The sequence below is a fragment of the Pseudoalteromonas sp. HL-AS1 genome, from assembly GCF_031198785.1.
GTDB classification, from domain to species: Bacteria; Pseudomonadota; Gammaproteobacteria; order Enterobacterales; family Alteromonadaceae; genus Pseudoalteromonas; species Pseudoalteromonas distincta.
Window position 1 is genome coordinate 2294108 of record NZ_CP133569.1, and the last position, 11619, is coordinate 2305726.

At 37.6% G+C, this 11619-nt stretch carries 12 protein-coding genes and 2 tRNA genes; 6 read left to right on the forward strand and 8 right to left on the reverse strand.

Features of this window, described 5'->3' with window-relative positions; genetic code table 11:
• Positions 1-29 precede the first annotated feature (29 nt).
• Positions 30-509: a YchJ family protein gene (locus RB214_RS10620; protein WP_182196898.1), complete on the forward strand. Its 480-nt coding sequence runs from the start codon at positions 30-32 to the stop codon at positions 507-509.
• A gap of 74 nt (positions 510-583) precedes the next feature.
• Here RB214_RS10620 and RB214_RS10625 read toward each other — a convergent pair whose 3' ends face one another.
• The 3 genes from RB214_RS10625 to RB214_RS10635 all read right to left on the reverse strand — a co-directional run bounded on the left by RB214_RS10625 (position 584) and on the right by RB214_RS10635 (position 2704).
• Positions 584-1501 (reverse strand): diguanylate cyclase, encoded by a 918-nt coding sequence (locus tag RB214_RS10625; RefSeq protein ID WP_039487354.1) that lies wholly within the window; start codon positions 1499-1501, stop codon positions 584-586.
• Positions 1502-1694: 193 nt separating this feature from the next.
• Positions 1695-1997 carry a DUF6172 family protein gene (locus RB214_RS10630; RefSeq protein WP_002961433.1) on the reverse strand — a complete coding sequence of 101 codons (303 nt, stop codon included), beginning with the start codon at positions 1995-1997 and terminating at the stop codon, positions 1695-1697.
• A 179-nt stretch (positions 1998-2176) separates the two neighbouring features.
• Positions 2177-2704 (reverse strand): VC2046/SO_2500 family protein, encoded by a 528-nt coding sequence (locus RB214_RS10635; protein ID WP_138489335.1) that lies wholly within the window; start codon positions 2702-2704, stop codon positions 2177-2179.
• A 112-nt stretch (positions 2705-2816) separates the two neighbouring features.
• Between RB214_RS10635 and RB214_RS10640 the strand changes: the two genes are divergently transcribed.
• Both RB214_RS10640 and RB214_RS10645 read left to right on the forward strand, forming a co-directional pair.
• A tRNA-Tyr gene (locus RB214_RS10640) sits at positions 2817-2901 on the forward strand.
• A gap of 49 nt (positions 2902-2950) precedes the next feature.
• A tRNA-Tyr gene (locus tag RB214_RS10645) sits at positions 2951-3035 on the forward strand.
• A gap of 62 nt (positions 3036-3097) precedes the next feature.
• Here the strand turns inward: RB214_RS10645 and RB214_RS10650 are convergent.
• On the reverse strand, positions 3098-3796 hold the full coding sequence (locus RB214_RS10650; protein ID WP_002961435.1) for a M48 family metallopeptidase: 699 nt from the start codon (positions 3794-3796) through the stop codon (positions 3098-3100).
• 316 nt (positions 3797-4112) lie between these two features.
• On the opposite strand from RB214_RS10650, the gene RB214_RS10655 reads away from it, so the two are divergent.
• Both RB214_RS10655 and RB214_RS10660 read left to right on the forward strand, forming a co-directional pair.
• Positions 4113-7445: an MHYT domain-containing protein gene (locus tag RB214_RS10655; RefSeq protein ID WP_309166757.1), complete on the forward strand. Its 3333-nt coding sequence runs from the start codon at positions 4113-4115 to the stop codon at positions 7443-7445.
• Between the two features lie 3 nt (positions 7446-7448).
• On the forward strand, positions 7449-8441 hold the full coding sequence (locus RB214_RS10660; RefSeq protein WP_309166758.1) for a two-component system response regulator: 993 nt from the start codon (positions 7449-7451) through the stop codon (positions 8439-8441).
• On the opposite strand, the gene RB214_RS10665 is transcribed toward RB214_RS10660, so the two are convergent.
• Positions 8438-8878, reverse strand: a complete 441-nt coding sequence (locus tag RB214_RS10665; protein WP_309166760.1) for a VOC family protein — start codon at positions 8876-8878, stop codon at positions 8438-8440. The genes RB214_RS10660 and RB214_RS10665 overlap by 4 nt on opposite strands.
• Before the next feature lies 1 nt (position 8879).
• Positions 8880-9536 carry an HD domain-containing protein gene (locus tag RB214_RS10670; protein ID WP_039487345.1) on the reverse strand — a complete coding sequence of 219 codons (657 nt, stop codon included), beginning with the start codon at positions 9534-9536 and terminating at the stop codon, positions 8880-8882.
• 140 nt (positions 9537-9676) lie between these two features.
• On the opposite strand from RB214_RS10670, the gene RB214_RS10675 reads away from it, so the two are divergent.
• On the forward strand, positions 9677-10867 hold the full coding sequence (locus tag RB214_RS10675) for a class I SAM-dependent methyltransferase (protein WP_002961441.1): 1191 nt from the start codon (positions 9677-9679) through the stop codon (positions 10865-10867).
• 30 nt (positions 10868-10897) lie between these two features.
• Here RB214_RS10675 and RB214_RS10680 read toward each other — a convergent pair whose 3' ends face one another.
• Both RB214_RS10680 and RB214_RS10685 read right to left on the reverse strand, forming a co-directional pair.
• Positions 10898-11194, reverse strand: coding sequence for a PilZ domain-containing protein (locus RB214_RS10680; RefSeq protein WP_007581065.1), 297 nt, complete (start codon positions 11192-11194; stop codon positions 10898-10900).
• 9 nt (positions 11195-11203) lie between these two features.
• Positions 11204-11584: a PleD family two-component system response regulator gene (locus RB214_RS10685; protein ID WP_024597850.1), complete on the reverse strand. Its 381-nt coding sequence runs from the start codon at positions 11582-11584 to the stop codon at positions 11204-11206.
• Positions 11585-11619: the final 35 nt, after the last annotated feature.

Consider the following 11619-nt stretch of genomic DNA (forward strand, 5'->3'; position numbering starts at 1 on the left):
ACTAATGTTTTAGACTTTGTATTATTATTATGACTTCACTCAATACCACATTATGTTTTTGCAGCAGTGGGCACAATTATGCCGATTGCTGCGAGCCGCTTCACTTATCTGTTAAGCAAGCTGACACTCCTGAACAACTTATGCGCTCACGATTCAGCGCTTATGTTATTAAAAATGCAAAATATGTTTATCAAACCTACGCAAAAGAAAAACAAGCTGAGAATCCGGTTAAAGAAATCAATGATTTTGCTAACAGCTGTCGATTTATAAATCTTGATTTAATTGACTCAAGCCATGATGGCGATACTGGAACGGTAGAATTTAAAGCCCAATATTTTTATCAAAACTTATTTTGTGAGCTTCACGAAAAGTCGCAGTTTATTAAAGAAAGCACCCAATGGCGTTATTTAGATGGCACTATATATCCTGTTGAAGATATTAAAGTAGGCAGAAATGATGACTGCCCATGCGGTAGCAATAAAAAGTACAAAAAATGTCATAGCATGTAATCAATAATCTTATTTAATATTTATTACCTAAAAGGTGTTTTTAAGTGGCAGAGTGATTTATTAGCTAACTAAACTTAAAAACACACTTTGTTACGCCCTTGCATTTTAGACTCATACATTTTTTCATCTGCGATCTGCAACGTGTTTTTGTTATTTACGTATGGTTGTAGGGTTGCACCGCCAATACTAATAGTCACAAAATCATATTCTGAATATTTGTGTAATATTCCTAAATCCGCCACATTCTGTTTAATTTTATCAGCAACACAAATTGCACCTTCAGTGCTTGTATGCGGTAGAACAACTACAAACTCTTCGCCGCCATAACGCGCAACAAAATCGGTTGGCCTTTGCAAACTATTAGTAATAGTTTGTGCTACTAGGTTTAACACCGTATCCCCCTGCACATGACCATAGATATCATTGTATTGCTTAAAGTAATCTATATCGATGAGTAATAATGCATAGTCAACTTTTTCTCGTAAGGCGCTTCGTTCCATTTTAGAAAAATGTGCATCAAAATAACGGCGATTGAATACTTTAGTTAAATCATCTAAAAATACTTTTTGATTGAGTAAGTCGTGTTGTAATTTTAACGTTATATGGGCACGAACCCTTCTAAATAGTGTTTCTTTTATAATCGGCTTTTTAATAAAATCAACAGCTCCGGCTTCCCAACACTCTTCTTCTTCGTTTTCAAAGGATGTAACAAAAATAACTGGGATATCCTGTGTTTCAGTATTATTTTTTAATTTTAAACATGTATCAATACCACTCATTCCACCCATACTAATATCGAGTAGGACTATATCGGGTACATTTACATTACAAATTTCAATTGCTTCTTCACCACTTCCAGCTGTTGTCACATTAAAATGCTCAGATAATATTTTTTTCAATACGATTAAGCTTAATAACTGATCGTCAACTATAAGTACTTTAGAATTCTTTAAACTTAGTTTTAATTGATGGTCAGAGTAATTTATTGGCATAGTAAAAATGTTTTGTTTTTTTAATTAAAAACAGCCTATAGCATCACATTTTGTTATGCAAATGTTAATTAAGAGGGGTTCTACTTATTGGTTACTAATAAAAATACTTTTTAGTAAATCTTTACTGCATAAAAACAAAAAATGAGCCACTTGGACTCATTTTATAACTTTGAATACTTAATTTAGTTAAGTATTATTCGTCATCATCTAAATCTAATTGCTGACGTTGAGCAGGTCGAGCTAAAATCTCTACGTAGAAAGAGGTCAAACCTTGCTTTTCAATTTCGCCAATTTGGTTACTTAATTCAGCAACGTGCACAACTTGCGCATCTTCAGCTGTGTTACCAAACTTACAGTCAAATGCCCAATAGTCAGCATCTTCAGGTAGCGTTTTATTACGCTCTCTTTTCAAATATTTTTTCACTTCGTGCTTTGCAGCATCAACCATACGAGGGTATTTGATTTTCTCGTGATTTAGCGTGAATGTTTTCTTCATTACGTTCCTAATTACCTTGGTTTAATGATAATGGCATTTCATGTCATACCATTTGACGCCATTATAGCAATTGCATTTAATTTTTGGATGCTTTTTTTTCATTAAATCAATTATTAGCAAATATATAAAGCAGACCCGTTATAAAGCATATATTAACTGATGATTATTACAATCATATATCACACCGCAATAAGCTGAAGTGGTTGATGTATTGCATCATTATTAAGGCTGTCGTAAAAAGCAGCTGCATCTATAGGAGGATTAGCAAGTTGTGTTTGTTCGCTTTTAATTCTTCTTCTGACAGCAAGCTCACAGTTATCTATTATATTAAGTGGAATATGCTTATCATCATTTCTAATCGCAAGTGGTTCAGGGCTTAAGCATTGCCTTAACTTAATACTTGTCATACCACAGCGCTCCCCTTCTTGAGATATTAATGAGGCATTAAACTGTCCAACCAACATATTGTATTCATCAGGGGCTAAAAGTTGCTTTGGACCTGCGCCAAATTGCTTTCTTAATGCCTCTTCTTCTATAACTAAATTATCTATTTCAGTTTTTGGTAAATGAAATTGGCTAAAGTCGAGTGCGTCATGTGACAGCATCGCTAATAATAGAGAAAATTCGCCACGGCGATTTTCATGCACACTATTATTGAGCCTACTGTTTAACTGACTCTCTGTGATTAACAAATCATCTATTTGCATAGTCTTTAGTCGATTGTGGTAACTGATAGATATTTATCGGCTTTATTTCAATTTTCTTTAGCTTTTTTCTTTACTTAAATACGCAATTTGCTATTATCAGCGCCGTTGCATTGGAGGGGTTCCCGAGCGGCCAAAGGGATCAGACTGTAAATCTGACGGCTCAGCCTTCGCTGGTTCGAATCCAGCTCCCTCCACCACTTTTCTTACCGCTAAGTTAAGTGGGGCCAAATGCAATAAAATTAGTGTGGAGGGGTTCCCGAGCGGCCAAAGGGATCAGACTGTAAATCTGACGGCTCAGCCTTCACTGGTTCGAATCCAGCTCCCTCCACCACTTCTCTACTATTCCTATATTCCTATATTCCTATATTCCTATATTCCTATATTCAGGTAACTTCAAAATACCCATTGTAAACTCATACTGTTTTTCTTTAGCCATGTTGATGATGCTTTATAATTAGGAAAAAAATGCTCAACGTGTTGCCAAAAAGCTTTGCTGTGGTTTAAGTGACGTAAATGCGCTAACTCGTGAACAATCACATAATCAATAGCATGATAAGGGGCTCCGATTAAATGCAAATTAAATGTTAGCTCTCGCTTACTATTACAACTTCCCCACTTTCGCTTATAAATAGCTACTTTTAGACTCGTAGGTAATTCTTCACCCATTTGTGCGCAGAAGTACGCTAAACGCATTTCTATATATGCAGTTAGTTGCTCTTTTAAATATTCTTCAAGAAGTTGCTGATATTTTTGCGAAGTATTTTTAACGCGCGAAGAGTGTGTAATAAGCAAGCTGTCGTTACAGTTTAGTACTTCGGACTTAGTACCTTGCTTAAATTCTATGTTTACAATGCTATCAAAGATTAAAATTTGTTTGTCTTTGAGCGGGTTCTGTCTGCTATCAGCAATATTGTGCTGTTTAGTTAATTGAGCATTTACCCACACCTGCTTATCAAAAAGCCATTCTTGGATGTGTTTATTACTAACAAATTGAGGGGCATATACAGTCACCTTCTTGTTATGTACTTTAATGGCAACCGTTTTACGTTTTATACTTTTCTTTAACTGATATTCAAACACTTTCATACTCATTAATGATATTGCTACGAGAAAATTCACCAGCAACTAATAAAACCAAATAAGGTGTAATTTGCGCTTAGTTAAGCCAATTCATTAGTTTTCTTAAGGTTGCTCGATAGAAACTTAAATATGATCATATAAATCTAACTTAGCCCCGTTAAAGGCAATACATTAGAATAAAAAACACCAACTAAAAAACTAATCCCTGATAAATAAAAGAAAACGAAAAGTAATAAATTCGTTACTTTATTCACTTCATTGAATTAACGGTTTATTTATTAATTAATTAGATTAAACTTGATAAATAAAGATTATATTTTGAGCCATTATGTTATCAGCTTTTTTTATCACAGACCAAGATCCTAGCTTAATCATTAATGGCGTTTACGATCCTCTATTAGTTTCAATGTCATTGCTAATTGCTATTTTTGCAGCCTTTTTCACCATTCGGCTTATAGAGCTCGCAAAAGAAACTCAATTTCCCAGCTACCAACGTTTAGCAAATGTGACCGCTGCTACTGTTTTTTCGGCTGGTATTTGGAGTATGCACTTTATTGGTATGCTTGCCTTTTCACTGTGTACTAATATTGATTATGATCCAACAATCACTCTCCTTTCTTTTATACCAGCATTTATAGCATGTCAGTACGCTGTATCAATGCTAGTAAATAGTAAAGGGAATCTAAAAGTATTGTCGATTTGCTCCGTGTTACTAGGAGCTGGCATTGGCACTATGCATTATAGCGGCATGGCTGCAATGGATCTTGCTCCATTACTTAGATATGATCCATTGATTTTTGCGTTATCAATCATTGTTGCTGTAGCCCTCTCCTTTATAGCCCTTTACAGTCGCTTTAATCTTGAGCGTTTTTTACCCTCTTTATCACCTCTTCAAAATAACTCAATTAGCGCTGTTATTTTAGGGTGTGCTGTTGCTGGTATGCACTATATGGGTATGGCCGCTACACGTTTTGTAGCTACATCGCCACTAATCTATGATAATGCTAACGCAACCGCAGGACTAACTTTTATCGCCATTGCAGTCGCCACAGCAACTATCGCGATTACAAGCGTGGTTGGTGTAATAAATGGTATGGTTCGCTATCGCATGCTACTTGAGGATAAGTCGGCAAAAGAATCCCGTCTAAATGCTATTTTAGGCACCGCTATAGATGGCATTGTTACCATTGACCATACTGGTATTATTTTAAGTTTTAATGAAGCCGCAAGTAAAATTTTTGGCTGGCAAGAAAACCAAGTTCAAGGCAAAAACGTAAAAATGCTAATGGACGATAACATTGCCAAGCACCACGACGAATACCTCTTAAATGCTCACAATGTTGATCTAGGTAAAATAATAGGCATAAACCGTGATGTATATGCAAAACACATGAACGGACATGTTTTTCCTATTCGCTTAGGTATAGGCGAAGTAAATCAGCCGGGCCATAACCCTTTATATGTTGGCTTTATCACCGACTTGACCGAACAACGCGCTTTGCAGCAAAGTTTAGAAGAGAAAGAACAAAAATACCGCTCTCTTATCGATAACATGCCCGGAGTCGCGTTTAGATGCAAGTTTGATGACAACTGGACTATGTTATTTATTAGTCCAAATATAATTGAGCTTACAGGGTATAACCCAAATGAGTTTACAGAGCATTGTATCGAGTTTAATGACTTGGTCTTGAAATCAGACCAAAAACAAATAGTTGATGAAGTCACTAAAGCTGTTGATGTAAAGTCTCAATATTCTATTGAATACCGAATTAGACATAGAAATGGTAAAATTTTGTGGTTGTTAGATAAAGGGAGTATCAACTTTGATGCTCAAGGCAACCCAAAGTGGATTGATGGTGTTTTAGTCGATATTACTGAACGCAAAGAATATGAAGAAAAACTAGAGCAAGCTAAATTTAAAGCTGAAGAAGCTGCTCATGCAAAGCAATCTTTTATGGCTAATATGAGCCATGAAATACGCACCCCAATGAATTCTATAATAGGTTTTAGCGATCTATTAATGGACACCCCACTTGATCAAGAACAACAAAAGCACTTGGTTACCGTAAATAATGCAGCGCGTTCATTGCTAAGATTGTTAAATGAAATTCTTGACTCTGCAAAACTAGAACGCGGTAAGCTCACCATTGAGCCAGTCCACTTTAGCTTAAAACCAGTGATAGACAGTATTATTTCTACTTTTTGGCTAGAAGCTAAAAAGAAAGATTTAGAACTTAAACTCCATATTAAAGAATCAGTAAGTTCGACGTACTACGGCGACCCAGATCGACTCAGACAAGTACTCACTAATCTAATTGGTAACGCGATTAAGTTTACCGAAGAAGGCTCTGTTACGGTCACCGTTGGCATGACACAAAATCAGCATCTGTTTTTTGAAGTGCAAGATACCGGAATTGGTATTGCAAAAGATCGTATTCAAGCTGTATTTCAACCTTTTGAACAAGCCGATGGCACTACTACCCGCCGCTTTGGTGGTACAGGCCTTGGTACAACCATAAGTAAACAACTTGTAGAGCTTATGGGCGGAACAATAAACTTAGTAAGTGAGCTAGGTAAAGGCACCTGTTTTTACTTTTCATTGCCGCTTACTTTAGGTGACGAATCTAAAATAGATTATTTTGATGGTCTACACACCCAACTGCCTGCACTTAGAGTGCTAGTAGTTGATGATATAGAGCAAAATACAGAACTACTGTCTTTGCTTCTGTCACGCGATCAGCATTCAGTTACCAAAGCGTCAAACGGACTTGAAGCGATTAAAGTATTTGAAGAGCAAGACTTTGATGTCATATTAATGGATATACATATGCCATTGTGTGATGGCATACAAGCAGCACAAAAAATAAGAGCAATAGAAAACCAAAGGCAGCTTAAATACACGCCAATTATCGCACTCACAGCAAGCGTATTACAGCAAGATAAGCTTACGGCTAAAAAAGCAGGCATGAATGGCTTTGCCAATAAACCCGTCGATATAAATCAGCTTAACCAAGAAATAGCGCAAGTGCTGGGGCTTGGTATTGCAAAAGAAATGGTTATATCGCAAAGCGATCCTAAAGCGCAGCATATAGATTTTGAAAAAGGATTAGCACTTTGGGGTTCTAAGTGTAAGCAACTTACAGAGATTACTAAGTTTGTTAGTGATAGTGATAAGCGGTTTGAGAGATTATTTAATGATAAATTATCAAACATAAAAGATGTCGATAGCCTCATTCACACACTCAAAGGTGTTGCTGGTAACTTAGGGCTAACAACGTTAATGAAGTTATTAACCGATTTAGAGCACAAGCAAAGTGATGCTAAAGTTATTAGTCTTTTAGACGATATCAAAAACGAACTACTTATTATAACGCAACTGCTGTCATCAAATACTTGCGATGAGCCAAATAGCAAGCCTGAAGATAATAGCTCAGACACTCTATCAATAGATGAGATTAAGCAATTGTGTGAAACACTTCATCAAGATGCGCAAAACGCAGAATTAAATGATGAACTACTCGCAAAGTTGCAACGCGGCGCACCTTCTACCTTTCAAAATGAAGTTGATGATATAGCCGAAGCCTTTGATGAATTTGATTTTGATAAAGCACACGTAATACTAGAAACCTTACTTGAAAAACTAACAAACAATGAGTATTAATTAATGGATTTTACGACAGATAGGCCACGGGTATTAATTGTTGACGATGAGCCTGCAAATCTAAAAGTAATGCGCGAAGTGTTAGGTAATCAATATCGTATGTCGTTTGCTAAATCGGGTGATGCCGCGCTAGCACTACTTGAAAAAGAACTACCAAAGCTAATTTTGCTCGACATAATGATGCCAGATATGAATGGCTTTGAAGTGTGCCAAATTGTTAAGAGAAATCCTAAAACATCACATATCCCAATTATTTTTGTAACTGCGCTTGGCGATGAAAGCGATGAATACAAAGGTTTTGAGTTAGGTGCAGTAGATTATATTACTAAACCAATAAGCCCTGCCATTGTAAGAGCAAGGGTTAATACTCACTTGTCGCTAGTACAAGCAGAGCAATTAAAGCAAGCTCATGTAGATTTAGTGGAACGTCTAGGCCGTGCAGCGGAATATAAAGACACCGACACGGGTGAACATATTGTGCGCATGAGCCAATACAGTAAAGTATTAGCGTTAGCACTCGGTATGGATGAGCAACGAGCAGAACTTTTACGTCAAGCTGCCCCAATGCACGATGTAGGAAAAATAGGTATTCCTGACGCTATCCTACTCAAACCTGGAAAGTTAACCTCTGAAGAGTTTGATCATATGAAAGAACACGCCACCATTGGCGCGCAAATTTTAGCAAACTCATCATCTCCTTTACTACAACTTGCACATACGCTTGCAATTGAACACCACGAAAAATGGGATGGCTCAGGCTATCCTAACGGGATCAAAGGCGAAGAAATATCAGTTGAAGGTAGAATTGTTGCTATAGCTGACGTATTTGATGCACTTACCTCAAAACGCCCTTACAAAGAGGCTTGGAGTGTAGAGAAAACAGTTTTGCATATGCAAGAGCAAGCAGGAACTCATTTCGATCCCGCTCTAATCGAACTATTAGTAAAAAACTTAGACGATATTATTGCTATAAAAAATTCAAATCAAGAAAGCTAATTCTTTTTAGCACTGTGAGAGCCAAGCTCAATATTTGGGTAACAAGATTTTATATAACGATAGTCATGTGACGTAATTTCATGGCTATTGCCACTTTCGTCTTTAAAGTACATAGAAAACGTTACACCATGATCTGCTAAAACTACTTTTATATTTAAACTCTCAAGATGAATACGCCATTGAATAAATTGATCCCCTGAGGCCAAAAATGCAATCCCTTTACTGCGCCCCTCTCCTTCAAACAATGCTAAACAAGTGGTGAAACAAGCATCCTCAAGCGTTAAAGGGCCTCGCCCATGCTCATTCCAAAAGGCAAGCTCTGGCACTACGCTAAAACCTAAAACCCGCTCATACCACTTAACGGCATTAGCTAAGTTATCAACATTTAAATGGCAATGATCAATGCCAGATAATTTCGGTATGCTTGTATTATTCACGTTACTCACCAATTTCTGACTTTAATTGCTCTAAAAACTCATGCATATACCTTGTTCGTCTATTCGCCTCTGCTTTAGCTGATGGGGTATTCATACTATCGGCAATATGTAATAACTTTATGAAAAAATGATCAAGCGTGTATGTTTTATCATCAGCCTCGCGTTCAACACAAAAAGGGTCATTTGGGTTATATAATAACCGAGAAATTGAGCCACCAACCTTCATGCATCGGCTAACGCCAATAGCGCCCAATGCATCCATTCTGTCGGCATCTTGTACTATTTGCGCTTCAACTGTTTTAATTTTTATATTTGCGCTGAAGCTATGTGCTGCAATTGCATGATGAATCTCATCAAAAAGTGACTCGTCATAATTAATCGATTTTAAAAATTCCAATGCCTTATCAGCTGCCATAGTAGAGGCTTTTGCACGATCAGGGTGGTTTTTAGCCACCGCCACACAGTCGTGCATCCACGCTGCAGGTAATACTACTGACATGTTTGCCTGCTCCGCATTACATAACTGTATTGCAACGCGCACCACTCGCTCTATATGAGTAATGTCATGAGCAACATCGGCATGCACTAAAGAGGCGATAAACCCTCTACATTGTGAGTTAAGTATTTCTAAATCAGGGCTTAAAGCGACGTCAGACAAAGTTAGGTTCCAAAAAGCTAATTAATCAATGAATTATCCGTACTTTACCGTGCTTTATGCCCCCCTTGCAAAACATTCATTGTATGTTGCTCCTTGCTTGACTAAAATACAGCGCTTATTTATTACTACTGAGAAGCCTTATGTCATCTGCCGTTTACCTACAAGCTGGTCGCGATAAATCATTAAAAAGAAAACACCCTTGGTTATTTTCAAAAGCCATCAAAAAAATTAAAGGTAAACCTGGATTAGGCGACACAGTAACGATTCACGACAGCGAAGGTAAGTTTTTAGCAACTGCTGCGTATAGCCCTCACTCACAAATTCGTGCACGTGTTTGGAGCTTTGACGAAAAAGAAGTCATCGATCAACACTTTTTTGAACGCCGTTTACGTCGCTCATTAGAAGCCCGTAGTCAAGTTATTGAAGAAGGCGGATTAACAGGGTTCCGCTTATGTGCTGCTGAGTCTGATTACTTACCAGGCGTTACAATAGATAAATTTGACAACGTATTAGTGTGCCAGCTATTAAGCGCCGGTGCCGAGCGCCATAAAGGCGAGATTGTAGGCGCATTGATGTCTATTTTCCCCGGCTCTAGCATATATGAGCGTTCTGACGTAGATGTACGTACTAAAGAAGGCTTAGAACCAATTAAAGGCGCACTTTGGGGGAATGAACCAAAAGAGCCTGTGCTTATTGAAGAAAACGGCTTAAAAATCGAAGTTGATATAATTGAAGGTCACAAAACAGGATTTTACTTAGATCAGCGTGACAGCCGTGCTGCACTTGAGCGCTTCTCAAAAGGTAAAACGGTCCTTAACTGCTTTAGTTACACAGGTACATTCTCGTTGTATGCCCTGCGTGGTGGATGTGAGCATGTAACTAACGTAGATGTATCGCAACCCGCTTTAGATACAGCAAAACGTAATGTTGAGCATAATAACTTAGATTTAAACAAAGTGAGCTTTGTTAAGCAGGATGTATTTAAATTATTACGCCAATACCGCGACGAAGGTAGACAGTTTGATACCATCGTAATGGACCCACCAAAATTTGCTGATAATAAAGCGCAGCTAACGGGCGCGTGTCGTGGCTATAAAGATATCAACATGATTGCCATGCAAATACTAAAACCAGGCGGAACACTATTAACATTCTCATGCTCTGGTTTAATGGAACAAAACCTGTTTCAAAAAGTAGTAGCCGATGCAGCACTTGATGCAGGTAAAGACCTACTGATAATGGAGCGATTAAACCAGGCAGCCGATCACCCAATTGCTGGCAGCTACCCTGAAGGCTTTTACTTAAAAGGCTTAATCTGTAAGGTTTTTTAATATCTACTATTGAGTTTAACTGAATTCGATTTAGTTAAACTGAATGATTTCAAGACCTGCTGTTACCGTGCCATCATCTTCTTTGCTGGCACGTATTACTTTTGCTGTTGCATTTAAAGGCGCAATACTTGGATGAGTCGAATCAATGTTCACCGTCAGTAAGGTATTAGGTTCAAGCAATTCATCTAAATGAATTGATAAACCTGTTGCACTTAAATCCACGCACTCTGCGGCAAAACTTAAACCCGCTATTGGTTCTATCGTTGTTAAATTTGCAGGAGTGTTAATCTGCATGCGTCTAAAATTTCGCTTATCATCAGTAAACATATGTTACCTCTAAACAACCGTGTTAATTTCTTCCAACAAAGCACCCACTGAAAATGGCTTTACAACATACGCGTTACAACCAGCATCAAACCCTGCTTGTTTTTCAGATGGGGACTCTAGGCCCGATACCATAACAACAGGAATATTTTTTGTTTCAGGTGTGTGCTTTAGCATTCGGCATGTATCATAACCATCAAGACCAGGCATACAAACATCAAGCAAAATTATATCTGGCGGACTCGCAATTGCTGACGCAAGGCAGCTTTGCCCTGAATCTGCGTAACTAACATCAAATTTCGACGCTAGTGCGGCTTTGAGCATTTCAAAATTAAAATACTCGTCATCTACCACTAAAAGTCGCTTTGTTTTATGTTCAATCGATGAGGACATAACTATGTCGCTTCCTTTTCAAAACAAAAATAAAT

What these genes read in the sequence shown, in the direction of transcription:
- RB214_RS10620 (WP_182196898.1), top strand. Translation starts at nt 30, where the DNA reads ATGACTTCACTCAATACCACATTATGTTTTTGCAGCAGTGGGCACAAT.
- RB214_RS10625 (WP_039487354.1), bottom strand. Translation starts at nt 1,501, where the DNA reads ATGCCAATAAATTACTCTGACCATCAATTAAAACTAAGTTTAAAGAAT.
- RB214_RS10630 (WP_002961433.1), bottom strand. Translation starts at nt 1,997, where the DNA reads ATGAAGAAAACATTCACGCTAAATCACGAGAAAATCAAATACCCTCGT.
- RB214_RS10635 (WP_138489335.1), bottom strand. Translation starts at nt 2,704, where the DNA reads ATGCAAATAGATGATTTGTTAATCACAGAGAGTCAGTTAAACAGTAGG.
- RB214_RS10650 (WP_002961435.1), bottom strand. Translation starts at nt 3,796, where the DNA reads ATGAGTATGAAAGTGTTTGAATATCAGTTAAAGAAAAGTATAAAACGT.
- RB214_RS10655 (WP_309166757.1), top strand. Translation starts at nt 4,113, where the DNA reads ATGTTATCAGCTTTTTTTATCACAGACCAAGATCCTAGCTTAATCATT.
- RB214_RS10660 (WP_309166758.1), top strand. Translation starts at nt 7,449, where the DNA reads ATGGATTTTACGACAGATAGGCCACGGGTATTAATTGTTGACGATGAG.
- RB214_RS10675 (WP_002961441.1), top strand. Translation starts at nt 9,677, where the DNA reads ATGTCATCTGCCGTTTACCTACAAGCTGGTCGCGATAAATCATTAAAA.
- RB214_RS10680 (WP_007581065.1), bottom strand. Translation starts at nt 11,194, where the DNA reads ATGTTTACTGATGATAAGCGAAATTTTAGACGCATGCAGATTAACACT.
- RB214_RS10685 (WP_024597850.1), bottom strand. Translation starts at nt 11,584, where the DNA reads ATGTCCTCATCGATTGAACATAAAACAAAGCGACTTTTAGTGGTAGAT.